Source organism: Pseudomonas iranensis (assembly GCF_014268585.2).
GTDB classification, from domain to species: Bacteria; Pseudomonadota; Gammaproteobacteria; order Pseudomonadales; family Pseudomonadaceae; genus Aquipseudomonas; species Aquipseudomonas iranensis.
The window spans coordinates 3,300,298-3,324,341 of record NZ_CP077092.1; the positions used below are offsets into that span (position 1 = coordinate 3,300,298).

The following is a 24,044-nucleotide window of genomic DNA, read 5'->3' on the forward strand; positions in this document are numbered from 1 at the left end:
TCACCGATATCCGCTGATCAAAATCTCGAAAACCCGAATGAACTCACTCGGCCATTTTCACTTCGGAAAGTGGAGCAGTAGCCATTTTCGTTCAAACGAGTGAGGACCAAGCCATGCGAGCAATGACCTATCACGGCGCCCATGACGTGCGCGTCGAAACCGTACCGGACCCGAAACTTGAAGCCGCCGACGACATCATCCTGCGCGTCACCGCTACCGCCATCTGCGGATCGGACCTGCACCTGTACCGAGGCAAAATACCCACCGTCGAGCACGGCGATATCTTTGGCCATGAGTTCATGGGCATCGTCGAAGAAACCGGCCCAGCCGTCACGGCCGTGCAGCGCGGCGACCGCGTGGTAATTCCGTTCGTGATCGCCTGTGGCGATTGCTTCTTCTGCCAGCAAGAGCTTTACGCCGCCTGCGAGACCACCAATGAAGGCCCTGGCGCGGCGCTGAACAAGAAAATGATTCCGCCGCCAGCAGCGCTGTTCGGCTACAGCCGTCTGTATGGCGGAATTCCCGGTGGCCAGGCGGAACTGGTGCGGGTACCGAAAGCCAATACCGGGCCGTTCAAGGTGCCGGGCACGCTGTCGGACGAGAAAGTACTGTTTCTCTCTGACATCCTGCCGACTGCCTGGCAAGCCGTGATCAACGCCGGCGTCCAACAGGGTTCGAGTCTGGCCATCTATGGCGCCGGGCCGGTCGGTTTGCTCACCGCAGCCTGCGCGAGAATGCTCGGTGCTGAGCTGATCTTCATGGTTGATCACCATCAGTACCGCCTCGATTATGCCCAGCGCACCTACGGCGTGATTCCGATCAACTTCGATGAAGACGATGACCCCGCCGACACCATTACCAGCCAAACTCCCGGCCATCGCGGCGTGGATGCCGTGGTCGATGCCGTCGGCCTTGAAGCCAAGGGCAGCACCACCGAAACCGTCATGGCTACACTCAAGCTTGAAGGCAGCAGCGGCAAGGCCTTGCGCCAATGCATCGCCGCCGTCCGGCGCGGTGGTGTGGTCAGCGTTCCGGGGGTGTATGCCGGGTTTATCCATGGCTTTATGTTCGGCGACGCTTTTGACAAGGGCCTGACCTTCAAAATGGGCCAGACTCATGTGCAGCGCTTTCTGCCGGAACTGCTTGGCTACATCGAAACCGGCAAGTTGCAGCCTGAGGCGATCATCACCCACAGGCTGTCGCTGGAGCAGGCCGCCGAGGGTTACAAGATCTTCAATAAAAAGCAGGAAGAATGCCGCAAGGTGATTCTGACCCCGGGTGGCAGCGATGTTCCGCTGGCGCAGCTGGATGAAACCACGCCGTTCGCACCGGCCACCTGAAACCGAGGAGTTTTCATGGCGCTACCGTCATCTTCATTCGCAGCTCCCGTACGCGCATGGTTCGTGAACCTTTCGCGTACGGGCTGGGGAGGGCGCATTTTCTGGCTGACCTTGGTCGGTGTAACCGTGTTGCTGTTGATCAGTGGCTACACCGGTTTGGTCAGCACGGGCCGCGACACCTTGCGCCTCGCCACACTTGGCGGGCTGTCGGGTTTTGCCGCCACGGCAGTCGGTGCGTTATTGGCCTTGGCGCTGCGGGCAATTACTTCGCGAACCCAGGACACCATGCTTGGCTTTGCGGCGGGGATGATGCTGGCCGCCAGTTCCTTTTCACTGATCCTGCCGGGCACTGCGGCGGCGAAGGAGGCGGTGAGCAGTCCCATGCTCGCCGCTGCCGTCGTTGTGGCCGGCATGGCCTTGGGCGTGGCGTTGATGGTCGGCCTCGACCGCTTCGTTCCTCACGAACATGAGAAAAGCGGCCGGCGAGGGCCTGAAGCCAAGCGCTTCAATCGGGTCTGGCTGTTCGTGTTGGCGATCACTTTGCACAACCTGCCGGAGGGCATGGCGATCGGCGTCAGCTTCGCCACCGGCGACATGAAAATCGGCTTGCCGCTGACCACTGCGATCGCCATTCAGGACATCCCCGAAGGTCTGGCCGTGGCGTTGGCGCTGCGCGTGACGGGCATTTCCGCAGTGCGTGCAGCGTTGATTGCCGCTGCGTCAGGATTGATGGAGCCGTTGGGCGCGATCATCGGTTTGGGCATCACCAACAGCTTCGCGTTGGGCTTCCCAGTGGCGATGGGCCTGGCCGCCGGCGCGATGATTTTCGTGGTGTCCCACGAGGTCATTCCGGAAACTCACCGCAACGGCCACGAAACGCCTGCCACGCTCGGGCTGATGCTTGGCTTCGGCGTGATGATGTTTCTCGACACGGCTTTGGGTTAGTCAACCCACACCACTGAGCGCATCACCCCGCACAAAAAAGGAATTTTTTTCAGCGCCAATCACTCTTTCGTTTATAGGCAATGCCAATAACGCAGGGGAATGAGTCATGTCGCTGATCGAAATCCCGACCAGGAAGTCTTCGGGTAAAACATCCACGCCGGCGGATACCGAGCGCCGGCTCTATGACCGATTGCTGGCGGAAGACTCCACGGTTGATCGCGCGGCACTGGACTTCCTGCGCCGGCAACTGGGCAAGGCGGCTGCGCTGTCTGACGATTTGCCGGCCAGCGCCGAAGATCTGCTGCAATGGTCGGAAACCCGCTGCGCCAGCGTGGCGGCCGAGTACGCTGATTACCTCGAGCAACGTCAGCAGGGCGCGCCGCGCCGCTATTTCCGCAACAAATCCCACGCGTTGTATTTCATTCTGCATGTGGCACCGACCAAAGAGGTCGATGGCGCCTGGCTGGCCGGGTTGTTGCCGCAGTGGCAGGACCCGCGATTTGACGATTTGCTCGATACCTATCTGGAAGAGCTGGGCGAGGGCGTGCCACGGCAGAATCATGTGGTGATCTATCGCAAGCTGCTCGCCGAGCATGACTGCTCCGATCTGAGCGGTCTTGCCGACGAGTATTTTCTGCAAGGCGCGGTGCAGTTGGCGCTGGGACGTTTCGGCGGGCAGTTTTTGCCTGAAGTTATCGGTTTCAATCTCGGCTACGAACAACTGCCTCTGCATCTGTTGATCAGCGCTTATGAATTGGCAGAGCTGGGCATCGATCCGCACTATTTCCGCCTGCATGTGACCATCGACAACGCCAGCACCGGCCACGCGCGCAAGGCTGTGCAATCAATGCTCGAACTGATGCCGCTGGGCGAAGAGCGCGATGAGTTCTATCGGCGCATGGCCGTCGGTTATCGCCTCAATGACATTGGCAAGGGCACAACCGCCGTGATTACAGAGTTCGATCTGGACCATGAAGTCATCGCCATGCTTGAGCGCAAGGCTGTGTTTGGCCGTCACATGCATTCCGATTACTGCCGCATCGAAAACCGCACCATCAATCAATGGCTGGCCACGCCGGGGCAAATGGGCGAGTTTCTTTCGGCGCTGGAGCGCAAGAGCTGGATCAAGCGCGGCGAGGCGGTGGAAGAAAGTCGCTTCTGGCGGTTGATCGACGGTAGCGATGCGGCCATGTTCGGTGTGTTCAACGGCTATGAAAAACAGCTGCTGCGCGACTGGATCACTCAGGATTGCCCGGCCTCGCGGCCTCGGCCTTATGTGCGCCGCGAAGCTGCGGTAGAGGAAACCTTTGACGATGATGCCGATCTGCTCAATCTGGAAGCGGCACTGGCTGACAAACCTGCCGCCGAGCAAATGGCGTTGTTGATGCCTTGGCTGCAACCGCAGCGACACTGGCGCCCGGCCGGACTTTTCGCGACGCGTCGCTTCATCCAACTGCGCGCCCGCTTGCGTTGAAACAAGGAGGCTTCATGTCGGCACAAGAAACATCCGATAGAGCCCTGTTCGAGTTAGGCAAGCGCCTGCTCGACAGTGGTTATCACTTCATTACTCCAACGCCATTGACTCACGAACGATTTCTGCAGCGCTTTGCCACGCCTTTGGCCAAGGATCTGCGCGATGTGTTTGGTTGGTCGATGCCGTTTCCTTCAGAGCTATTTCGCGCACAGGAACTGGCCACGCTGGAGCAGGCCGGCGTAGTCGAACGCGATGGCGCCGTGTGGCGCAGCCATGTGCGCTGGTCGACCCTGAATGACCGGTTGTTCGCCCATTCGGCGTTCCCGACGACGGCGAGTGATGCGGTGTTCTTCGGCCCCGACACTTATCGCTTCGCCCAGGCCATCGAAGCGCAATTGCAGCAACGCTTTTCGCCGATCAGACGCGCGGTGGACATCGGCTGCGGAAGCGGCGCCGGCGCGGTGGTCATGGCCAAGGCACGTCCTGATGCCGACGTGCTGGCGGTCGACATCAATCCGCGGGCGCTGCGCATGAGTGCGGTCAACGCCGAGCTGGCGGGCGCAAACAATGTGTCGGTGTATCACAGCGATCTGCTCGCCAGTGTCGAAGGGCAGTTCGATCTGATCATCGCCAATCCGCCGTACATGAACGACGAACAACAGCGCGCCTATCGCCACGGCGGCGGGGCGCTGGGTGAGGGTTTGTCGGTGCGGATCGTGCGTGAGGCGTTACCGCGTCTGGAAGTCGGCGGCACGTTGCTGGTGTACACCGGCGTGGCGATCGTCGCCGGGCAGGATCCGTTCCGCGAGGCCGTGGCGCCTCTGCTCAAGGGCGAGCGATTTGGCTGGACTTATCGCGAACTCGATCCAGATGTGTTCAGCGAGGAACTGCTCAAGCCTGAATACGAGCGCGCCGAGCGCATCGCCGTGGTCGCACTGACGGTAACCCGCGAGCAGTAACCGATAGTTGGGCCACTGCTCGCGCGGTGGCCTTCAGCGATTTCTGATGCGCGAGATCGTCAGCAGGCAAACCCCTACCAGCATCGCAGCCCCGGCCACCAGAAGCGGTGAAGGGCGAATTGGCTGCCGCGAGATACGCTCGATGCGCCCGGCGACGGAAGCGCGCACTGGCGCAGCAGGTTCCGCCAGATAAGGCGCTTCTTCGATCTCCAGCCGTAAGCCGTCCGGCATTACCAGCGTCAGCCCTTCGATCGTGCCGGCAATTCTGCCCGGATAAACCGGCTCACCGGTCGGGTCGAGCTGGTCGTAGAAGAAGATTTGCCCTTCAAGCCAGCCGATGGCGGTCTGCAACTCAGGTCCCAGGTAATACTTTCCATCGAGAAAAAAGCCAGAGAATTGTGGCGCGCGCTCGACGCTTTCAATTCGATAGCGCTGACCTGGTTTCATACCGGTTTCTGGGGCGATCATGGGGGTTCCTCCGTTATTGGTAAGCGATAGAGGAGCGCGTGCCAAGCGTGGTTCCATCGAAATGAGCAACGGGCGTTTGTATGGATTCAAGTGGGCTAGAGCTTTAGCCGCAAACGCGCAAGACAGTTTTTCACAGTTGAGGGTTCACTATCGGTTACGAACTGTGGCTAAAATGCCACCCTTTCACCGAGCGCCCGGAAACGGCGCGGGCCAAGGACGCGCCCTGTGCATCAAGACCGCTGCATAAGACGCTGGGCCTCAGGTCGCCACGCGCGCAGTTTGTTCACTTTTGACGTGTGACCCTTTTCCGTGAAACTCATCATTGCCGCTGTTTATGTCATCTCCATTGCCTACGTTCACTTGCGTGGGCGCGTGCGCCACAAACTGGGGCGGCAACTGAGTGACCACTCGACGTTCCTCGCGCCGATCAACTGCTTCCTCTATCTGTTTTCCAGGATGCCGAACAAGCCGTATCTGAACCCTGCAGACTTTCCCGATCTGAGCCCGTTGCAGGCGCACTGGGAAGAGATTCGCGAGGAAGGCCAGAATCTGTTGCGTGCCGGCGAGATCAAGCGCTCGAATCAGTATGACGATGTCGGCTTCAACTCCTTCTTCAAGACTGGCTGGAAGCGCTTCTACCTCAAGTGGTACGGCGACAGCCATCCATCGGCGATGAAGCTGTGCCCACGCACCACCGAACTGGTGCAAAGCATCGGCTCGATCAAAGCGGCGATGTTTGCCGAGCTGCCACCGGGCTCGAAACTGGTGCGCCATCGCGATCCGTATGCGGGTTCCTACCGTTATCACCTGGGCCTGGATACGCCGAACGATCCTGGCTGCTACATCAACGTCGACGGTGAGAACTATCACTGGCGCGACGGCGAAGCGGTGATGTTCGACGAGACGTTTATTCATTACGCCGAAAACACCACGGATCAGAATCGCATCATTCTGTTCTGTGACATTGAGCGGCCGCTGAAATACCGCTGGGCCGCCGCGTTCAACCGCTGGTTCAGCCGCACCGTGATGTCAGCGGCAGGCGCGCCGAATGATGCGGGGGACAAGACTGGCGGCATCAACCGCTTGTTTACCAAAATCTACAAGATTCGTTTGCGCGGCAAAGAGCTGAAGAAGCGCAACCGCACGCGGTATTACCTGGAAAAATGGGCGATTTTTGCCGCGTTGCTGGCGATCTTCATTCTGATCTGAAGACTTGCGGTGTCAGTACCGGCCTCTTCGCGAGCAGGCTCGCTCCCACAATCTGGAATGCGTTCCCCAGTGGGAGCGAGCCTGCTCGCGAAGGCGGTTTCACTTCCAACATACCTCTAGCTGGCCCAACGCTTACTCCCCGGACGCCTTCCGAGTCTTCTTCGCCGGCGCCGCCTTACTGGTTGATTTGGCCTTGGGCTTGGCCGGTGCCTTGCCGCCGAGGCTGCGTTTAAGCAGCTCGGTCAAATCGATAACGTCGGCAGTCTTGCGCTCTTCCTCGCCAGTGGCGGTCTCGACGTCCTCGATCTTGCCTTCGTGGGCTTTCTTCTCGACCAGCGCCATGATCTTGTCTTCGAACTCGTCCTTGTAGTCCTCAGGCGACCACTCCGAGGTCATGTCTTCAACCAGACGTTTGGCCATGTCCAGCTCGCCCTTGGCCAACTGAGGCTTGGTCACTTCACTGCCCAGCGCCAGTTCATCAAGGCTGCGCACTTCCTGTGGCCAGCGCAGCTTCACCAGAACCAGCGCCGACTCCAGCGGCATCAACGCGGCGAGGTATTGACGGGTATGCAGGACAACGCGGGCGAGGGCGACCTTGTTGGTTTTGCTCAGGGTTTCGCGCAGCAACGCGTAGACCTTGCCGCCGCGTTTGTCCGGTGCCAGGTAGTAGGGCGTATCGATGTTCTGCAGCGGAATCTGCTCGGCGTCGACGAAAGAGAAAATGTCGATGGTCTGCGTGGAAACCGGGTGCGCCGAGCGGATTTCTTCCTCGCTGAGCACCACATATCGGCCCTTTTCGTAGGCCACGCCTTTGACGATGTTCTCTTTGGTGACTTCCTTGCCGGTGACCTTGTTGATGCGTTTATAGCCCACCGGGTCCATGCTGCGGCTGTCGAGCCAATCGAAGTCCACGCCTTGGGACGACGTCGCTGAAACCAGCGCCACGGGGATGTGTACCAGTCCAAAACTGATTGCGCCTTTCCAGATTGCCCGAGCCATGACCTGTCCTCCGAGTGATGATCAGGTGACCCGTGGCGCGGTGAGAAAGTTTCCGGTGATTGCGCGGCTTCCAGCGGTACGGTCAAGCCGTGTTACATGTTGTTTAAGGCGCGAGGGTTAACAAATCCGAACCCACGGCGTAGCGTGGGCTCCAAGGCTCTAGTCCACGCACATCGAGAGGTATTTCCCATGAACCGGTTTCTGCTTGGCATCGCCGTCCTCGCCCTCAGTGGTGGCCTGGTTCATGCCGATGTCGTGCTGGCGCAAAGCCCTACCGGCAACAGCAACAATCCCTACAACAGCCCGATCCGCCGGGCCAATCCCAACAGCATGCAGGGCACCCAGCCCAGCGCTCCGCCGCTTCGCGGGCCGAACACCGTTCCCGTGCCACGTCAGCCGACCGTCGAGAATCGCGGCATCGGCGATGGCCAGCCAATTCGCTCGGTGCCGAGCAATCCGCCAACCTTCATTCCCAACCCGCCCCCACGGGGCACCGGCAGCAACCGTTGAACGGCAGGACTGATGTTCTGTCAGCCTTTCACACGAACAAAAGGAATCGTGCATGTTGCGTAAAACCCTGCTAGCCACCTGTTGCGCCGCCGCGCTGATCAGTGCCCCGGTCTTCGCCGCCGCGCCCAAAGAGCTGAAAAGCGAACAGGGCATTCTTGAAGTCACCACCGTTGCCCAAGGCCTGGAACATCCTTGGGCGCTGGCGTTTCTGCCTGATCAGAAGGGCATGCTGGTGACCGAACGCCCGGGGCATCTGCGCGTCGTCAGCAAGGACGGCAAACTGTCGGAGCCGATCAGTGGCGTGCCGCAGGTCTGGGCCAAAGGGCAGGGCGGTTTGCTTGATGTGGCGCTTTCGCCAGACTTCAAGCAGGATCGCATGGTCTATCTGTCGTATGCCGAAGGCGGTGGTGAGGGCGGCAAGGCTGGCACGGCGGTAGGGCGCGGACGGCTTTCCGATGACCTGAAGACGCTCAAAGACTTCAACGTGATCTTTCGTCAGGAACCGAAACTGTCGGTGAGCAACCACTTCGGTTCACGGCTGGTGTTCGATCGCGACGGGTATCTGTTCATCACCCTCGGCGAAAACAACGACCGGCCGACTGCGCAGGATCTGGACAAGCTGCAAGGCAAAGTCGTACGCATCTTCCCGGACGGCAAAGTGCCGGACGATAACCCTTTCGTTGGCCAATCCGGTGTCAGGCCTGAAATCTGGTCCTATGGCCTGCGCAACCCGCAGGGCGCGGCGCTCAATCCGTGGACCGGCACGCTGTGGGAGAACGAGCACGGGCCACGTGGCGGCGATGAAGTGAACATCATCGAGCGCGGCAAAAACTATGGCTGGCCGTTGGCGACCCATGGCATCAATTACTCGATGCAGCCGATTCCGGAGGCCAAGGGCAAAACTGCTGAAGGCACCGTGGCGCCGCACCATGTCTGGGAAAAATCCCCCGGGGTTACCGGCATGGCGTTCTATGACGCCGATCGCTTCACGCCGTGGCAGCACAACGCGTTTATCGGCGCACTGGTGTCCCAGGAGCTGATTCGACTGCAGTTCGATGGCGACAAAGTCGTGCATGAGGAGCGTTTGCTGGGTGAGTTGAATCAGCGTATCCGTGACGTGCGCCAAGGGCCGGACGGCTATCTGTATGTGCTGACGGATGAAGAAAATGGCTCGCTGTACAGGCTGGGGCTGAAATAAGCCAATCGATCGTTCCCACGCTCTGCGTGGGAATGCAGCCCGGGACGCTCTGCGTCCAAAAAGATCGCAGCCTTCGGCAGCTCCTACATATGGGGGCGCGCCAGGCAGTCCCGCATTTGGCCGAACCGCCGCCCCGTTGCCTTGTTATAGTTCGGGCCTTAATTCCCAGCCCGGTAAAGGATCACTGCCATGACTCAATACTCCGCCTTCAGCGTCGAACTGGCCGACAACATCGCGCATGTGCAGATCAATCGCCCGGAAAAGATCAACGCAATGAACGCGGCGTTCTGGAGCGAGATTGTCGAGATCTTCCAATGGATCGACGATACCGACGAAGTCCGCGTGGTGGTGCTCAGCGGTAACGGCAAACACTTTTCCTCCGGCATTGACCTGATGATGCTTGCCGGTGTCGCCAATGAACTGGGCAAGGACGTGGGCCGCAATGCGCGCCTGTTGCGGCGCAAGATCCTCAATCTGCAAGCCTCGTTCAACGCCGTCGACAACTGCCGCAAACCGGTACTCGCCGCGATTCAGGGCTATTGCCTGGGCGGGGCGATCGATCTGATCTCGGCTTGTGATATGCGTTATGCCGCCGAGGACGCGCAATTTTCCATCAAGGAAATTGACATCGGCATGGCCGCTGACGTCGGTACGCTGCAACGGTTGCCGCGAATCATCGGAGACGGCATGCTGCGTGAGCTGGCTTACACCGGTCGCACCTTTGGCGCCGAGGAAGCACGCAGCATGGGCCTGGTCAATCGCGTCTACAGCGACAAGGACACACTGCTCGAAGGCGTGTTCGGCATTGCCCGTGACATCGCTGCGAAGTCGCCGATTGCCGTGACTGGCACCAAGGAAATGATCAGCTACATGCGCGATCATCGCATCGACGATGGTCTCGAATACGTTGCCACCTGGAACGCCGCCATGCTGCAATCCACCGATCTGCGCGTGGCCATGGCCGCCCACATGAGCAAACAGAAACCCGAATTTCTGGATTGAGTTAACCATGACCTCTCGCTGGACCACTGCAGTACTCGACACCGATCAACCCGGCGGCTGGGCCGTAGCGCGCAGCCCGGAAGGCTTTCTGTTCGATGACAATGGCGCACTGTTCCCGCGCGAATGGCTCAAGCGCCAGGACCTTTCAGTCCTCGCCGAGCATGGGATTGGTCATCTGGATGGCGAACCGGTCTATCTGCTTGAGTTGCGCAGCGTCAGCGAAGTGCCCGGATGCGGCTGGAAAGGCCTGCGAGCGTTCATGCTCGAAGGCGATCACACGCTGTACAAGGTGCTCGGTTATGCCGCACAGATCGGCACTTGGGCTCGCGAGCACCGCTTCTGCGGCAACTGCGGGCAGCCGATGACGCAAGTCCCGCGCGAACGAGCGATGTATTGCCAGCCGTGCGAGCTGCGCAGTTATCCGCGCATTTCACCGAGCATGATCGTGCTGATCACCCGTGGCGACGAAATCCTTCTGGCACGCTCGCCGCGTTTCGTCACCGGGGTTTACAGCACGCTGGCCGGCTTCGCAGAGCCGGGGGAATCGGCCGAGGAGTGCCTGATTCGCGAAGTTCGCGAGGAAGTGCAGATTGAAGTGAAGAACATCCAGTACATCGGCAGCCAGTGCTGGCCGTTCCCGCATTCGATGATGCTCGGCTTCCATGCCGAATATGCCGGTGGCGAGATTATCTGTCAGGAAGACGAGATCGAAGACGCCCAGTGGTTCAACGTGCATGACCTGCCGCCGTTGCCGGCATCGCGTTCGATTGCCCGTTACCTGATCGACGTCTATGTGGCGCGGCGCTTAGGCCACGCTGAACCAGTGCTGCCAGGCTAAGCGCACAGTCAAGCCGAGCACGACGGTGATGAACACCGGACGAATGAATTTGGCGCCGCCGCTGATCGCGGTGCGCGCGCCAAAGAAAGCCCCGACCATCACCGACAGGCCCATGCACAAGCCAATGATCCAGTCGACTTGTCCGGAGAAGATGAACACCGACAGCGCCGCGATGTTGCTGACAAAGTTCATGCTTCGCGCCACGCCGCTGGCCTTGACCAGGTCGATCGGATACAGCAGCAGACTGCTGACTGTCCAGAACGCGCCCGTGCCGGGGCCGGCCACGCCATCGTAGAAGCCGAGGCTGAAGCCTTGGGTCGATTGCCATTTCTTTTTGATCGGCGCGTCGCTGTCCAGCGGCGCTTTCGGCGTGCCGCCAAATAGCAAATACAGGCCACAGGCGAAAACGATCACCGGCAGCATCTTGTTCAGCCACTCGGCCGGCAGGTAATGCGCAACCACCGCGCCGGTAAGCGCGCCAACCAGAGTGCCGACAATCGCGTGGGTCCACTGGCGTGGATGAAACAGTTTGCGCCTGTAGAAGGTGAAACTGGCGGTCGCCGAACCGAAGGTCGAGCTCAGCTTGTTGGTGCCTAATACCAGATGCGGCGGTAAACCCGCAGTCAGCAGCGCCGGCGTGGTCAACAGACCGCCACCGCCAGCGATGGCATCGATGAAACCGGCAAGGAATGCAACAGCAGCCAGAATGGCCAGGGTGGTGAGGTCAACGCTGAGTTCGAAAGGCATGGAGTCGACTTATTCGGCAAGGCGCAGAACGTGGGCTGCGGGAGGGCGGTTATGTTACCTGTATCGAAGTGTTGCGGCGAGCCAGAGCATGCCGTCGTCAATTACAGTCTGGAATACATTCCTGCGTAGGAGCTGCCGAAGGCTGCGATCTTCTGGGGCGCGGTGCGCCCCGGCTGCTGCGCGTGGGAACGATCAGATCAAAAGATCGCAGCCTTCGGCAGCTCCTACACAGGGGTGGGTTGGCTTTAGAGACCGAGTTCACTCAACCCCGGATGATTATCCGGCCGGCGGCCCAGCGGCCAGTGGAACTTGCGCTCGCTTTCCTTGATCGGCATGTCGTTGATGCAGGCATAGCGCTGGAACATCAGGCCGTTGTCATCGAACTCCCAGTTCTCGTTACCGTACGAGCGGAACCAGTTGCCCGAATCGTCGTGCCATTCATAGGCGTAACGCACCGCGATACGCGTATCGGAGTAGGCCCAGAGTTCTTTGATCAAGCGATAATCCAGTTCCTTCGCCCATTTGCGCGTCAGAAAAGCCTTGGCCTCTTCGCGGTTGTTGGCGAACTCGGCGCGATTGCGCCACTTGGTATCGAGGGTGTAAGCGAGCGAAACCTTTTCCGGATCGCGGCTGTTCCAGCCATCCTCGGCCAGACGCACCTTCTCGATCGCTGACGCATGGTTGAATGGCGGCAATGGCGGACGTACCTGGGCTGCAGTCGACATGTTCAATCTCCTGATTCATTTAATGTATGAACAACAAGTCCGGCTTATTAAGAGTTACAGGCCCAATAACTTTTGCGCCATGCATTGCGCATTATCGGCGGCACTGTGATCACCCATCACAAGCGCTACGGTAATGGCGCCTTCAATCAGGATCAGCAACTGTCTGGCCAATAGTTGCGGATCCTCGGCACCATATTCGGTACACAGCTTGCTCACGTAGTCGAGCAGCTTCTGTTTATGTTCTTTGGCCACCAGCCGCACTGGATCCTGCGGATCACCCGTTTCGCCACTGGTGTTGATAAAGGCACAGCCGCGAAAGCCTTCCGAGTCGAACCAGCCCTTGAGCACGGTAAACAGGTTGAGCAGGCGATCGGCTGGGGTTTCGGCCTGGTCGACAGCATGTGTGAACCAGTGCATCCAGCGAACATCGCGTCGCTGAAGGGCTGCGACAACCAGTGCGTCTTTGTCGGCAAAGTAACGGTAGATGCTTTTTCTGGAGACGCCGGCGGTCTTCACCAGAAGATCCATGCTGGTGGCAGCGATGCCACTTTTGTAGATCAACTTTTCGGTGACATCCAGAATGATGTCGCGTGTGTCATTGCTGATTGATTCGTTCATGTGGCGAACAGTAGAACGAGTGTTCTTCTTGGTCAAGCGAATTTCTTCAGCGTGTGTGAAAACGCTTTCGCGAGCAGGCTCGCTCCCACAGGGGAATGCAATTCAAAGGTGGGAGCGAGCCTGCTCGCGAAGGGGCCATTACGGACACTGACAAGACCCGGCGCAGACGATGGTGTAAGCTCTCAAACTCTTCGGAATCGAACCTTGCGAGCCTTATGCCGTTGCTTTTCAAACGTTCTCTGCTGCCTAAACTGCGCAGCTTTGCGCTGACCGCCGAGGCGGTGAGCATTCTGTCCAGTGCTGCCGAATTCCGACGCTGCCTGCTCGAGCAAATCGCCGCAGCGACCCAGCGCATCTACATCGTCGCGCTGTATTTGCAGCAGGACGAAGCCGGCCAGGAAATCCTCGATGCCCTGCACGCGGCCAAGCTCAAGCGTCCCGAGCTGGAAATCGCCGTGGTGGTCGACTGGTTGCGCGCCCAGCGCGGTTTGATTGGCGCCGGCAAGCAGCCGGGCAACGCCGCCTGGTATCAGGACATGACCCGCACGCACCAGAGCGAAGTGCCGATCTACGGCGTGCCGGTGCAGACCCGCGAGCTGTTCGGCGTGCTGCACCTCAAAGGCTTCGTGATCGACGACAAGGTGGTTTACAGCGGTGCGAGCCTGAACAACGTCTACCTGCACAAACTCGACAAGTACCGTTTCGACCGTTACCACGTGCTGCGCAGTCGCGAGCTGGCGGATTCGATGCATCACCTGGTCAAGCATGGCCTGATCGAATCGAAAGCCGTGCACCGCCTCGACCTGCCCAACCTGCCGACTACCCGCAGCCTGCGCAACGACATCGGCGACCTGCGCAGCCGTCTCAAGTACGCGACTTACGACACCGGGGCCGGCAGCACCAGCCGTGAAGGGCTGTCGGTCACGCCACTGCTCGGCGTCGGCAAGAACAACCCGCTGAACCGGGCGATTCTCGAATTGATCGCCAGCGCGCAAAAGCAGCTGACCATCTGCACGCCGTACTTCAACCTGCCACTGGGCGTGATCCGTGAAATCAACCGAGCGCTGGCCCGGGGTGTGAAGATCGACATCGTGGTTGGCGACAAGACAGCCAATGACTTCTACATTCCGCCGAGCGAGCCGTTCAAGGTGATCGCCGCGCTGCCGTATCTGTACGAAATCAGCCTGCGCCGCTTCGCCAAACGCCACCAGCACAGCATCGACAGCGGCCAGTTGAACCTGCACTTGTGGCGCGACGGTGACAACACCTATCACCTCAAAGGCATGTGGATCGATCAGCGCTACACCTTGCTGACCGGCAACAACCTCAACCCACGGGCGTTCCGCCTCGACCTTGAAAACGCGCTGCTGATCGACGATCCGAAAGGCGAATGGCTGGAGCCAAGGGCGAACGAGCTGGAGAACATCTTCCGCCATACCACGCGGATCGACAGCTTCCAGACCCTGGAGACACTGCCGGATTACCCGGCAGGGGTGGCGAAGTTTCTCAAGCGGGTGAGTCGGGTGAGGATTGAGCGGTTGCTCTACAGGATTCTCTAGCGCGTCCGGAATTGCTTTCGCGAGCAGGCTCGCTCTCACAGGGAAATGCATTCCAACTGTGGGAGCGAGCCTGCTCGCGAAGGGGCCAGACCAGAGGCTAAAAAATCAGTTCAGCCCCAACTTCCCGCGCATCATCGACAAATCCTCCGCCAGCGTATTCACCGGCCCGACCAGCGCTTTGCGGTCGTTGTCTTTCACTTTGTCGTAGGTCTCAAAGCCACCATCCGCAGTCTTGTACTTGGCCAGAATCCGGTCGACCGTGGCGAAGTTCTTGTCGACTTTCGCTACAAACGCCTTGTCCTGCTGTTCGATCTGAGGGCGGAACAGATCGACGATTTTCTTGGCGCCGTCGATATTGCCCTGGAAGTCATACAGGTCGGTGTGGCTGTAGCGGTCTTCCTCGCCGGAAATCTTCGTCGCCGCCACTTCTTCCAACAGCGCAGCAGCGCCGCCAACGACTTTCTCCGGCGGGAAGGTCAGACCGGCCACACGGGTTTGCAGATCCTGCACGTCTTTGTTCAAACCGTCGGCCAATGCATCCAGGCCCTTAGTGGACTTCTCCGCGAACAACGAATATTCGATGCGGTGAAAGCCAGTGAAGTCTTCAGCCTTCACGCCTTTTTCGTGGTCGTCGACGCGCGAGTCGATGGACGCATCGAGATCGCTGAACAGCTCGGCAATCGGCTCGATCGACTCGTAATACACCCGCGTCGGCGCGTAGAGCTTCTGCGCGGTCGCCAAGTCGCCTTTCTTCACTGCGTCGGTGAACTGCTGGGTGTGGCTGGCCAGTTCATCGAGCTTTTCGGTCACGTAGATCTTGTAGTCCGACACCGGCCCCACCAGATCCAGCGGCGCAGTCGCGGCGAACGCCGCTAACGGGGTGTTGAGCAAACCAAGGGTCAGCAATAACGCGAGTGGCGTTTTTTTCATGGGGCGGCTCCAGTGTCGGTTGGGTGTCATGCGGTTTTGTTTTGGGAGGTGGCAGCCAGTAACGAGCGACCGATGAAATCGTCATCGCCGGTAGCGCCGGGCAGGGTGAAGAAATAACCGCCGCCGACCGGTTTGAGATATTCCTCAAGCGGCTCGCCATTGAGTCGGGTTTGCACGGTGATAAAGCCTTTTTCCAGATCGGCCTGGTAGCAGATGAACAGCAGGCCCATGTCGAGCTGGCCGTTCTTGTTGACGCCGTTGGAGTAGTTGAACGGCCGACGCAGGATCAGATTGGCCTGGGTCGCGGCGGTGCGCGGGTTGGCCAGACGAATGTGCGCATCGAGCCTGGTCAGTTTGCCGGCGGGGTCCTTGCTGTAATCCGGCACTTCGCTTTCCTTGTGGCCGCCGATGGGCGCGCCGCTGCTCTTGACCCGGCCGAGAATGCTTTCCTGCTCCTGCAACGGCGTGCGATCCCAGCGCTCGACGAAGTTGCGGATGATGCGCACCGCTTGGTAACTGCCGTGGGCAGCCCAGGCCGGTTCGTCACTGTCCGGTTGTACCCAGACAATCCGCTCCATCGCCTTGGCGTCGTTGGAATCGGGGTTGGCCGAGCCATCGCGAAAACCGAGAAAGTTGCGCGCCGACTGCGCCGGTACGCCGGGTTTGGCCGGCGCTTGCGGCGGGACGCTGCCTTCCTGTTTCCAGCGCACCAGCAGCAGGTCAGGCAGGTTTTTGACGATGTCGCGCAGGGCGTGAATGTTGGTGTCGGCGGTGTTGGCGCAGAACTGCAGGCTCAAATCGCCATGGCAGCAATCGGCGTCCAGCGCATCGTTGGGAAAACCGACCATGCGTTGCAGGCGCTTGGGCTTTGCCGCCGCCAGACCGAAGCGCTCGTCGAACAGCGAATCGCCGACGGAAACGGTGATGGTCAGGTTGTCCGGGGTGACCACCGGTCCGAGGATGCCGGAGTCCAGCGGTGGCAGTTTCGGGTCGACCTGCGCGACCGGGCCGCCTTTCATCAAAAACGCGATGCGTTCGTTCAAGGTGCGGAACAGCCGCTCGAGGTCTTCGCGATCGCTGGCCAGCACATCGAACGCCACCAGCATCCCGGAGGCCGGGCGCGGGGTGACGATGCCGGTCTGGTGCAGACCGTGGAAATCATGGCGGTCTTCGGTCTTGTCGCTGCTCGGCGCTTCGGTGACTTGCGCAGGCTGCGCGGCCATGGCCGGGCAGCTCAGCGCCGAGCCGGCAAGGGCGACACCGGCGGCGCCCATGCCCATCAGCACGCGACGTCGTTGCAGGTTGAGAGGTTCTGAATCGTTCATCTGTCGTGGTCTTCTGCTTACAGGCCGGAAAGGCCGAGGGCGGGGTCGATGCCATCCATTGCCGTGGCCAGAGCCTTGGCTTTGGCGGCGATCTGCTGGCGTTGCGCGGCGGTCACGGCGTCGTAACTGACGTAGCCATCGGCGGATTTGAACGCGTTGAGCTGGTTGTCGAAGTCACTCATGGCCTGGTCGACATTCGCCAACACGTCAGCGGAGGATTTGCTCAGCATCGGGCGCAGCAGGTCGACGACCTTGCGCGCGGTTTGCGCGTTGGCGGCGAAACCGTTGAGATCGCTGTGGCTATAGCGTTCTTCCTCGCCGCTGCCGGCGCGCACATCGGCGAGGCTGTTGAGGTTGCGCACGAGAATGCTGACCAGTTGCTCCGGCGGCAGCGACTGCGCGAGCAACTGTTGCTTGAGGGTGGTGACATCTGCGAGCAAGCGCTGGGCAATTGGCGCGACATCGTCGAGTTTGCGTTGCTGGAACAGCGCGTGTTCGAGGCGATGGAAGCCGACAAAGGCCGGATCCTGCTCACGCTTCTCGAAATAATCGGCGCGGGCATTGATCTGATTGTCCAGCTCGGCCAGGCGCTGCGCCGCCGGCGCCAGACGCTGATAGGCAGCACGCGCCGGCAGGTACAACGCTTGCGCCTGCGCCAGATCGCCATCGGCGATCGCCTGATTCAGCGCCGTCGCCGCTTTGATCAACGCGCTGCCCTGAACGGCCAGATACACGCGAAATTCCGACAGCGGCCCGACGAAAGCCACCATCGATGGCTTGGCCTTGGCGGCGGCATCGGAAGCGGCCGTCGGTGTGACGTGCAAAGTACCGCGCGGGTTGCTGAGCAGGCCGCAAGTGATCGCATAGTCGCCCGGTTGCAGGTTGGCGTTGATCACTTGGCTCAGGCCCGGCGCGATGTTTTCCCGCTCTTCGACCACCAGCACGCCGTCGAGAATTTCCCACTCGACCGCACGCTCGGAGCGGTTGACGATGCGGAAACTGGCGCGGCCGGCGGGCACCGTCAGGGCATTCGGCTCGCAACTGTGGGGATGGATGTTGACGACGATTTCGTCGTGGTTGTGCTGACGCTTGGCGGCGGCCATGTTCGAGGCGTACCAGAACAGCCCGCCGGCGGCGACCATCAGCAGCACCGAGCCGGCCAGCGCCCAACGCAGGGCCGGAGGGGTTTGGGTAGTAGACATGAAGGGCCTTATTGGCTGGAAACGGAAGTGGTTGGCGTCGCCTGGCGAGGCGCGGGCATGAAGAACATCACCAGTGCCAGCAGCAGATAAATCAGGTACGCGCCCAAGGTGCTGACGGTCGGCGCATCCTGATAACCGAACATGCCGGCCAGCACCGAGCCCAGCGGGCCGTCCATCGGCAGTGTCGCGCTGAAGTCGAACAGCACCGTTTGCAGGTGATTCCACAGCCCGGCTTCATGCAGCGCCTTCACCGAGTTGGCGAGTATTCCGGCAGCGACCACGAGGATGAACAATCCGGTCCACTTGAAGAACGCCGAAAGATTGAGGCGCATGCTGCCGCTGTAGATCAGGAAACCGACGATCACCGCCAGGATCAGGCCGAGCAGGGCGCCAATCGGCGCGCCCGGGCCTTCGCTTTGCTGGAACACGGCGAGCAGGAAGAACACCGTCTCCAGGCCTTCGCGAGCGACGGCGAAGAAGACCATGGCGATCAATGCAATCACCTGATGCCTGGATTGCGTCAGCGCCTGATCCAGCGAGGCTTGCAGCGAGTGCTTGATCGACCGCGCGACCTTGCGCATCCAGAACACCATCGAACTGAGAATGCCCACGGCGACCAGGCCGACCACGCCTTCGAATAATTCCTGCTGCTTTTGCGGGAATTCAGCACTGACCAGCTCCAGACCACCGCCGACCAGCAGGGCAAGGGCGGCGGCGAGGAAGACGCCGATCCATACCGCTGGCATCCATTGGCCACGGCCGGTCTGCTGCAAATAACTGGCAATGATGCCGACGATAAGCGCGGCCTCGATGCCTTCGCGCAACATGATCAAAAAGGGAACGAGCATTGGCTAGCCACAGCGGTTTAGATAGGAGGCTAAGTTGTAACATAATGACACTCATTCCCAAATGGCATTCATTGACATTTAGCTGAACCTTAGCTGAACAACTGTGATTCCTGGGGGAGCGAGCCTGCTCGCGAATGCGGTATACCTGTGACATTTGTTTATCTGACACACCGCTTTCGCGAGCAGGCTCGCTCCCACATTGGCCCTGCGGTGACTTCAGCAGCTGGGTTAAGATGCCTACCACCCAAAAAACAACAAGGCTCACCTCGCTCCATGGCGGAAAAAGACACCATTGCCATTCAACTGGTGCGCGAAGCGCTGCTGCAAAGTTGCGCCCCGGGCGCGGCGACGGATGAGGCGTTGACCAAGGTCGGCATCGATCCGGCTTTGTTAGCGGCCGATGAGGGCAGGGTGCCGGCCTCGCAATACGCCAGACTTTGGCGCCTGCTGGCCAGACGCTGTGATGACGAGTTCTTCGGCATGGACCCACGTCCGCTCAAGTCCGGCAGCCTGGCATTTTTGTGTCGCAGCGCCATGGCGCAACCGACGCTGGCGGCGGCGCTGGATACCGGTCTGACGTTCCTGTCGCTGATGCTGGAAAAACTGCCGGCGCAACTGGTCCATCAGCAGAGCCTGGCGGAAATCGTCCTGCTCGAAGACGACGCCGAGCCGCGCCGCGCCTTTACCTATTTCACTTACTGGATGATCGTGCACGGCGTCGCATGCTGGCTGGCCGGGCGGCGGATTCCGATTCTGGCGATTGAACTGCGCTGCGCCGAACCGGATTTCACTGACGACTATCGGGTGATGTTTTCGGAAAACCTGCGGTTTGAGCGCCCGCGAACACGAATGATTTTTTCCGCCGATTGCCTCGATCTGTCGATCAAACGCAGTGCCGAAGAACTCAAGCGCTTCCTGGCCCAGGCTCCGGCGAACATTCTGGTCAAGTACCGCGACCCCGACAGCCTCGCCAGCCGGATCAAACAGGATCTGCGACAGCTGCCCGCCGAGCAATGGCCGGAAACCGAGGCGCAGGCCCAGCAACTGTGCATGTCCGCGTCGACATTACGCCGGCGTCTGGCCGAGGAAGGGCAGACCTATCAGGGCCTCAAGGACAGTGTGCGCAAGGAGCTGGCAATCACCTGGCTGGCAGAGCCTTCGATCAGTTTCGTCGAGATTGCTGCACGGCTGGGTTTTGCGGATGCCAGTTCGTTCTACAAGGCGTTTCGCAAATGGTCCGGGTCGAACCCGGGGCATTACCGCACACTGATCCTCAATGAGGTGGTCTGACCCGACGGCTTCGCGAGCAGGCTCGCTCCCACCCAGGGCCGCGTGACCATTCCCTTAAAAGGCTTGGCCAAACCAGTCAGCCACTTTGATAACTTTGACCATTGCCCCAAGCCCCGCGCGGCGCGACTATCCCTGTGTTGTTTACGGTTCCCAGCCTAATAAAAACACCGAGGGATTCTGGCAATGCGCGATTACTTGTCTGCCACCGAACAGTTCAACTATCAGCACACCGTCGATGCGTCGCTCAGCGGCACGCTGGCGGCACTCAACGCCTGCATCGAATGTTGCGACCGCCATGCGTTGCCCGGGCGCATTGCGTTGTTCTGGGAAGGTCGCGACGGCTCAAGTGCGACTTACACCTTCACTGATCTGCAAGACAAAGCCGCGCGTTTCGCCAATTTTCTCCTCGCCCAGGGCGTGCAGAAGGGCGATAAAGTCGCCGGCCTGCTGCCGCGCAACGTCGAATTACTCATCACCGTGCTCGCCACCTGGCGCATCGGCGCGGTGTATCAGCCGCTATTCACCGCGTTCGGCCCCAAAGCCCTCGAACATCGCCTGAACAGTTCCGGGGCGAAAGTCGTGGTCACCGACGCGGTCAATCGGCCCAAGCTCAATGAAGTCAGCGCATGCCCGACCATCGTCACCGTTGGTGGCGCCAAAGGTCAGGGCATCGTTCGTGGTGATTTCAGTTTCTGGGCTGAGCTGGCCAACTATTCCAATGTCTGCGAGCCGGTATTGCTGACCGGCGAAGACCCGTTCCTGCTGATGTTTACCTCGGGCACCACTGGCCCTGCGAAAGCCTTGGCGGTGCCGCTCAAAGCCATCGTCGCCTTCCAGAGCTACACCCGCGATGCGGTGGACCTGCGTCCTGAAGACGCGTTCTGGAATGTCGCCGATCCGGGCTGGGCCTATGGCATCTATTTCGGCGTCACCGGGCCGTTGGCGCTGGGCCACCCGATTACCTTCTACGATGGCCCGTTCACCCTCGAAAGCACCTGCCGGGTGATCAACAAATATGGCATCACCAATCTCACCGGTTCGCCCACTGCCTATCGCTTGCTGATAGCCGGGGGAGAGGAGTTCGCCAGATCGATCAAGGGCAAACTGCGCATCGTCAGCAGCGCCGGTGAGCCGCTGAACCCGGAAGTGATCCGCTGGTTCGCTGACAACCTCGAGGTGGTCATTCACGATCATTACGGCCAGACCGAACTGGGCATGGTGCTGTGCAACCACCACGGCCTCGAGCACCCGGTGCATGTCGGCGCCGCTGGTTTCGCTTCGCCGGGCCATCGCATCGTCGTGCTCGATGAGCAATACAACGAACTCGGCGTCGGTCAGCCGGGCATTCTTGCCATCGACCGCCCGCAATCGCCGATGTGCTGGTTCGGCGGCTACGAAGGCGCGCCGACCAAGGCCTTCGTCGGCGACTACTACCTGAGCGGCGACACCGTGGAATGGAACCCGGACGGCAGCATCAGCTTTGTCGGCCGCAGTGATGACGTGATCACCACTTCGGGCTACCGCGTCGGCCCGTTCGACGTGGAAAGCGCCCTGATCGAACACCCGGCCGTGGTCGAGGCGGCGGTCGTCGGCAAGCCCGACCCGGAACGCACCGAACTGGTCAAAGCCTTCGTCGTGCTGAGCGCGCAGTACCGCGCCGCGCCGGAGCTGGCCGAAGAACTGCGGCAACACGTACGCAAGCGTCTGGCCGCGCATTCGTACCCGCGTGAAATCGAATTTGTCAGCGAGTTGCCCAAAACCCCGAGTGGCAAATTGCAGCGCTTTATCTTGCGCAACCAGGAAATCGCCAAGGCTCAAGAGGCCGCGGCGCACAACGTTTCAGCTTGAATCCAAGGAAACACCGTCATGCAGATCGAGAACAAGGTTTTTATCGTCACCGGCGGCGCATCAGGCCTTGGTGCCGCCAGCGCGGAATTGCTGGTCAGTGCCGGCGCCAAAGTCATGCTGGTTGACATGAACGCCGAAGCCGTCGCCGCTCAGGCGCAGCGCCTGGGTGCGCAAAGCGTGGTTGCCGACATCAGCAATGAGGCGGCTGCCGAAGCGGCGGTGCAAGCGACGATCGCCGCGTTTGGCAGCGTCAATGGCCTGGTCAATTGCGCCGGCATCGTCCGTGGCGAGAAGATCCTCGGCAAAAACGGCCCGCACGCACTCAGCAGCTTCGCGCAAGTGATCAACGTCAACCTGATCGGCAGTTTCAACATGCTGCGTCTGGCCGCTGCGGCGATTGCCGAAAGCGAAGCCAATGCTGACGGTGAGCGCGGAGTAATCATCAACACCGCCTCGGTCGCAGCGTTCGACGGCCAGATTGGCCAGGCTGCGTACTCGGCTTCGAAAGGCGCGATCGCCAGCCTGACCCTGCCAGCCGCCCGCGAACTGGCGCGCTTCGGCATCCGCGTGATGACCATCGCGCCGGGCATTTTCGAAACGCCGATGATGGCCGGCATGACCCCGGAAGTGCGCGACTCGCTCGCCGCGGGTGTGCCATTCCCGCCGCGTCTGGGCAAGCCTGCCGAATACGCCGCGCTGGTGCGCCATATCATCGAAAACAGCATGCTCAACGGCGAGGTGATCCGTCTCGACGGCGCCTTGCGCATGGCCGCCAAGTAAGGAGGATTAGTCATGACTATGTCCAATGATCCGATTGTTATCGTCAGCGCTGTCCGCACACCGATGGGCGGCTTTCAAGGTGAACTGAGAAGCCTCACCGCACCGCAACTCGGCGCGGCGGCGATCAAGGCTGCGGTCGAACGCGCCGGTGTCGCCAGCGACGCGGTTGATGAAGTGCTGTTTGGTTGCGTACTGCCCGCCGGCCTCGGTCAGGCGCCGGCACGTCAGGCTGCGCTGGGCGCCGGGCTGGATAAATCGACGCGCTGCACCACGGTGAACAAGATGTGCGGCTCGGGCATGCAGACCACCATCATGGCCCACGACATGCTGCTTGCCGGCAGTGCCGACGTGGTAATCGCCGGCGGCATGGAAAGCATGTCCAACTCGCCGTACCTGCTCGACCGCGCCCGCGCCGGCTATCGCATGGGCCATGGCCGCGTGCTCGATTCGATGTTCCTCGACGGCCTCGAAGACGCCTATGACAAGGGCCGCCTGATGGGCACCTTCGCTGAGGATTGCGCCGAGACCAACGGCTTCAGCCGCGAGGCGCAGGACGCTTTCGCCATTACCTCGACCACCCGCGCGCAACAGGCGATCAAGGACGGCAGCTTCAAGGACGAAATCGTCCCGCTGACGGTGACCGTCGGCAAAGAGCAGGTGGTGATCAGCAACGATGAACAGCCGCCAAAAGCCAAACTCGACAAGGTTGCCTCGCTGAAACCGGCGTTCCGCGAGGGCGGAACGGTCACCGCAGCCAACTCCAGCTCGATCTCCGACGGCGCGGCGGCGTTGGTGCTGATGCGCCAGTCCCACGCACAGCAACTGGGCCTCAAGCCACTGGCGGTGATTCATGGTCACGCTGCGTTCGCTGATACCCCTGGGCTGTTTCCCACCGCACCGATTGGCGCGATCAAGAAACTGGTGAAGAAGACCGGTTGGACGCTGGATCAAGTGGATCTGTTTGAAGTGAACGAAGCGTTTGCCGTGGTCGGCATGGCGGCGATGACGCACCTGGAGATTCCCCACGACAAGCTCAACGTGCATGGCGGCGCCTGCGCGCTGGGCCATCCGATCGGCGCATCGGGGGCGCGGATCCTGGTGACGTTGCTCGCGGCGCTGCGGCAGAAACAGCTCAAGCGCGGCATTGCAGCGATCTGCATTGGCGGCGGAGAGGCCACGGCCATGGCTGTGGAATGCGTCTATTGAGGTTGACAGTTGACCTTGTGGGAG

General features: G+C 60.5%; 23 protein-coding genes. 14 read left to right on the forward strand and 9 right to left on the reverse strand.

Annotated elements, in window-relative coordinates; translation table 11 throughout:
• Positions 1–113: 113 nt before the first annotated feature.
• From HU724_RS14745 to HU724_RS14760, 4 genes are all read left to right on the forward strand, one after another.
• Positions 114–1,340 (forward strand): zinc-dependent alcohol dehydrogenase, encoded by a 1,227-nt coding sequence (locus HU724_RS14745; protein WP_186569693.1) that lies wholly within the window; start codon positions 114–116, stop codon positions 1,338–1,340.
• A 15-nt stretch (positions 1,341–1,355) separates the two neighbouring features.
• Positions 1,356–2,285 carry a ZIP family metal transporter gene (locus HU724_RS14750; RefSeq protein WP_186569692.1) on the forward strand — a complete coding sequence of 310 codons (930 nt, stop codon included), beginning with the start codon at positions 1,356–1,358 and terminating at the stop codon, positions 2,283–2,285.
• Between the two features lie 106 nt (positions 2,286–2,391).
• Positions 2,392–3,759: an iron-containing redox enzyme family protein gene (locus HU724_RS14755; protein WP_186569691.1), complete on the forward strand. Its 1,368-nt coding sequence runs from the start codon at positions 2,392–2,394 to the stop codon at positions 3,757–3,759.
• A gap of 14 nt (positions 3,760–3,773) precedes the next feature.
• The gene (locus HU724_RS14760) at positions 3,774–4,718 is read left to right on the forward strand and encodes a methyltransferase (protein WP_186569690.1); all 945 of its coding nucleotides are present in this window, start codon (positions 3,774–3,776) and stop codon (positions 4,716–4,718) included.
• Between the two features lie 33 nt (positions 4,719–4,751).
• On the opposite strand, the gene HU724_RS14765 is transcribed toward HU724_RS14760, so the two are convergent.
• Positions 4,752–5,186 (reverse strand): hypothetical protein, encoded by a 435-nt coding sequence (locus HU724_RS14765; RefSeq protein ID WP_024012933.1) that lies wholly within the window; start codon positions 5,184–5,186, stop codon positions 4,752–4,754.
• A gap of 309 nt (positions 5,187–5,495) precedes the next feature.
• On the opposite strand from HU724_RS14765, the gene lpxO reads away from it, so the two are divergent.
• Positions 5,496–6,395, forward strand: coding sequence for a lipid A hydroxylase LpxO (lpxO, locus tag HU724_RS14770; protein ID WP_039764006.1), 900 nt, complete (start codon positions 5,496–5,498; stop codon positions 6,393–6,395).
• Positions 6,396–6,527: 132 nt separating this feature from the next.
• Here the strand turns inward: lpxO and ku are convergent, their stop codons facing one another.
• Positions 6,528–7,394, reverse strand: coding sequence for a non-homologous end joining protein Ku (gene ku, locus HU724_RS14775; protein WP_039762960.1), 867 nt, complete (start codon positions 7,392–7,394; stop codon positions 6,528–6,530).
• A gap of 189 nt (positions 7,395–7,583) precedes the next feature.
• Here ku and HU724_RS14780 point away from each other — a divergent pair, with 189 nt between their 5' ends.
• From HU724_RS14780 to nudC, 4 genes are all read left to right on the forward strand, one after another.
• The gene (locus tag HU724_RS14780) at positions 7,584–7,904 is read left to right on the forward strand and encodes a hypothetical protein (RefSeq protein WP_186569689.1); all 321 of its coding nucleotides are present in this window, start codon (positions 7,584–7,586) and stop codon (positions 7,902–7,904) included.
• A 52-nt stretch (positions 7,905–7,956) separates the two neighbouring features.
• Positions 7,957–9,102 (forward strand): PQQ-dependent sugar dehydrogenase, encoded by a 1,146-nt coding sequence (locus tag HU724_RS14785; RefSeq protein ID WP_186569688.1) that lies wholly within the window; start codon positions 7,957–7,959, stop codon positions 9,100–9,102.
• Positions 9,103–9,291: 189 nt separating this feature from the next.
• Positions 9,292–10,104, forward strand: a complete 813-nt coding sequence (locus HU724_RS14790) for a crotonase/enoyl-CoA hydratase family protein (protein ID WP_122698299.1) — start codon at positions 9,292–9,294, stop codon at positions 10,102–10,104.
• A gap of 7 nt (positions 10,105–10,111) precedes the next feature.
• Positions 10,112–10,942, forward strand: a complete 831-nt coding sequence (gene nudC / locus HU724_RS14795) for an NAD(+) diphosphatase (protein ID WP_186569687.1) — start codon at positions 10,112–10,114, stop codon at positions 10,940–10,942.
• Here the strand turns inward: nudC and HU724_RS14800 are convergent.
• The 3 genes from HU724_RS14800 to HU724_RS14810 form a co-directional block, all read right to left on the reverse strand.
• Complete coding sequence (locus HU724_RS14800; protein WP_133337817.1) at positions 10,910–11,689, reverse strand: TSUP family transporter; 780 nt, start codon at positions 11,687–11,689, stop codon at positions 10,910–10,912. The two genes, nudC and HU724_RS14800, sit on opposite strands and share 33 nt — an antisense overlap.
• A gap of 245 nt (positions 11,690–11,934) precedes the next feature.
• Positions 11,935–12,414, reverse strand: coding sequence for a nuclear transport factor 2 family protein (locus tag HU724_RS14805; RefSeq protein WP_186569686.1), 480 nt, complete (start codon positions 12,412–12,414; stop codon positions 11,935–11,937).
• Positions 12,415–12,468: 54 nt separating this feature from the next.
• The gene (locus tag HU724_RS14810) at positions 12,469–13,032 is read right to left on the reverse strand and encodes a TetR/AcrR family transcriptional regulator (RefSeq protein ID WP_186569699.1); all 564 of its coding nucleotides are present in this window, start codon (positions 13,030–13,032) and stop codon (positions 12,469–12,471) included.
• 215 nt (positions 13,033–13,247) lie between these two features.
• Here HU724_RS14810 and pssA point away from each other — a divergent pair, with 215 nt between their 5' ends.
• A complete protein-coding gene (pssA, locus tag HU724_RS14815) occupies positions 13,248–14,591 on the forward strand; it encodes a CDP-diacylglycerol--serine O-phosphatidyltransferase (protein WP_186569685.1) in 1,344 nt (447 codons plus the stop codon).
• A 105-nt stretch (positions 14,592–14,696) separates the two neighbouring features.
• Here the strand turns inward: pssA and efeO (HU724_RS14820) are convergent, their stop codons facing one another.
• From efeO (HU724_RS14820) to efeU, 4 genes are read right to left on the reverse strand one after another with little or no spacing between them, the layout of a single operon-like run.
• Positions 14,697–15,521, reverse strand: a complete 825-nt coding sequence (gene efeO, locus HU724_RS14820) for an iron uptake system protein EfeO (RefSeq protein WP_016774710.1) — start codon at positions 15,519–15,521, stop codon at positions 14,697–14,699.
• Positions 15,522–15,547: 26 nt separating this feature from the next.
• Positions 15,548–16,846: an iron uptake transporter deferrochelatase/peroxidase subunit gene (efeB, locus tag HU724_RS14825; RefSeq protein ID WP_186569684.1), complete on the reverse strand. Its 1,299-nt coding sequence runs from the start codon at positions 16,844–16,846 to the stop codon at positions 15,548–15,550.
• 17 nt (positions 16,847–16,863) lie between these two features.
• Positions 16,864–18,048 (reverse strand): iron uptake system protein EfeO, encoded by a 1,185-nt coding sequence (efeO, locus tag HU724_RS14830; RefSeq protein WP_186569683.1) that lies wholly within the window; start codon positions 18,046–18,048, stop codon positions 16,864–16,866.
• A gap of 8 nt (positions 18,049–18,056) precedes the next feature.
• A complete protein-coding gene (gene efeU / locus HU724_RS14835) occupies positions 18,057–18,896 on the reverse strand; it encodes an iron uptake transporter permease EfeU (protein ID WP_186569682.1) in 840 nt (279 codons plus the stop codon).
• 273 nt (positions 18,897–19,169) lie between these two features.
• On the opposite strand from efeU, the gene HU724_RS14840 reads away from it, so the two are divergent.
• The 4 genes from HU724_RS14840 (at position 19,170) to HU724_RS14855 (ending at position 24,020) form a co-directional block, all read left to right on the forward strand.
• Positions 19,170–20,186: an AraC family transcriptional regulator gene (locus HU724_RS14840; protein ID WP_186569681.1), complete on the forward strand. Its 1,017-nt coding sequence runs from the start codon at positions 19,170–19,172 to the stop codon at positions 20,184–20,186.
• Between the two features lie 183 nt (positions 20,187–20,369).
• Positions 20,370–22,034, forward strand: coding sequence for an AMP-binding protein (locus tag HU724_RS14845; protein WP_186569680.1), 1,665 nt, complete (start codon positions 20,370–20,372; stop codon positions 22,032–22,034).
• Positions 22,035–22,052: 18 nt separating this feature from the next.
• Positions 22,053–22,814 carry an SDR family NAD(P)-dependent oxidoreductase gene (locus HU724_RS14850; protein ID WP_125927031.1) on the forward strand — a complete coding sequence of 254 codons (762 nt, stop codon included), beginning with the start codon at positions 22,053–22,055 and terminating at the stop codon, positions 22,812–22,814.
• A gap of 12 nt (positions 22,815–22,826) precedes the next feature.
• A complete protein-coding gene (locus tag HU724_RS14855; protein WP_186569679.1) occupies positions 22,827–24,020 on the forward strand; it encodes an acetyl-CoA C-acyltransferase in 1,194 nt (397 codons plus the stop codon).
• The last annotated feature ends 24 nt before the right edge of the window (positions 24,021–24,044 follow it).

Excerpts from the sequence above, each read along its gene's own strand:
- HU724_RS14755 (WP_186569691.1), top strand. The coding sequence starts at position 2,392 with ATGTCGCTGATCGAAATCCCGACCAGGAAGTCTTCGGGTAAAACATCC.
- HU724_RS14760 (WP_186569690.1), top strand. The coding sequence starts at position 3,774 with ATGTCGGCACAAGAAACATCCGATAGAGCCCTGTTCGAGTTAGGCAAG.
- ku (WP_039762960.1), bottom strand. The coding sequence starts at position 7,394 with ATGGCTCGGGCAATCTGGAAAGGCGCAATCAGTTTTGGACTGGTACAC.
- HU724_RS14785 (WP_186569688.1), top strand. The coding sequence starts at position 7,957 with ATGTTGCGTAAAACCCTGCTAGCCACCTGTTGCGCCGCCGCGCTGATC.
- HU724_RS14745 (WP_186569693.1), top strand. The coding sequence starts at position 114 with ATGCGAGCAATGACCTATCACGGCGCCCATGACGTGCGCGTCGAAACC.
- HU724_RS14800 (WP_133337817.1), bottom strand. The coding sequence starts at position 11,689 with ATGCCTTTCGAACTCAGCGTTGACCTCACCACCCTGGCCATTCTGGCT.
- HU724_RS14765 (WP_024012933.1), bottom strand. The coding sequence starts at position 5,186 with ATGATCGCCCCAGAAACCGGTATGAAACCAGGTCAGCGCTATCGAATT.
- HU724_RS14780 (WP_186569689.1), top strand. The coding sequence starts at position 7,584 with ATGAACCGGTTTCTGCTTGGCATCGCCGTCCTCGCCCTCAGTGGTGGC.
- HU724_RS14805 (WP_186569686.1), bottom strand. The coding sequence starts at position 12,414 with ATGTCGACTGCAGCCCAGGTACGTCCGCCATTGCCGCCATTCAACCAT.
- efeO (WP_016774710.1), bottom strand. The coding sequence starts at position 15,521 with ATGAAAAAAACGCCACTCGCGTTATTGCTGACCCTTGGTTTGCTCAAC.
- HU724_RS14790 (WP_122698299.1), top strand. The coding sequence starts at position 9,292 with ATGACTCAATACTCCGCCTTCAGCGTCGAACTGGCCGACAACATCGCG.
- HU724_RS14750 (WP_186569692.1), top strand. The coding sequence starts at position 1,356 with ATGGCGCTACCGTCATCTTCATTCGCAGCTCCCGTACGCGCATGGTTC.
- HU724_RS14810 (WP_186569699.1), bottom strand. The coding sequence starts at position 13,032 with ATGAACGAATCAATCAGCAATGACACACGCGACATCATTCTGGATGTC.
- efeU (WP_186569682.1), bottom strand. The coding sequence starts at position 18,896 with ATGCTCGTTCCCTTTTTGATCATGTTGCGCGAAGGCATCGAGGCCGCG.
- HU724_RS14840 (WP_186569681.1), top strand. The coding sequence starts at position 19,170 with ATGGCGGAAAAAGACACCATTGCCATTCAACTGGTGCGCGAAGCGCTG.
- pssA (WP_186569685.1), top strand. The coding sequence starts at position 13,248 with ATGCCGTTGCTTTTCAAACGTTCTCTGCTGCCTAAACTGCGCAGCTTT.
- efeO (WP_186569683.1), bottom strand. The coding sequence starts at position 18,048 with ATGTCTACTACCCAAACCCCTCCGGCCCTGCGTTGGGCGCTGGCCGGC.
- HU724_RS14855 (WP_186569679.1), top strand. The coding sequence starts at position 22,827 with ATGACTATGTCCAATGATCCGATTGTTATCGTCAGCGCTGTCCGCACA.
- efeB (WP_186569684.1), bottom strand. The coding sequence starts at position 16,846 with ATGAACGATTCAGAACCTCTCAACCTGCAACGACGTCGCGTGCTGATG.
- HU724_RS14845 (WP_186569680.1), top strand. The coding sequence starts at position 20,370 with ATGCGCGATTACTTGTCTGCCACCGAACAGTTCAACTATCAGCACACC.
- HU724_RS14850 (WP_125927031.1), top strand. The coding sequence starts at position 22,053 with ATGCAGATCGAGAACAAGGTTTTTATCGTCACCGGCGGCGCATCAGGC.
- nudC (WP_186569687.1), top strand. The coding sequence starts at position 10,112 with ATGACCTCTCGCTGGACCACTGCAGTACTCGACACCGATCAACCCGGC.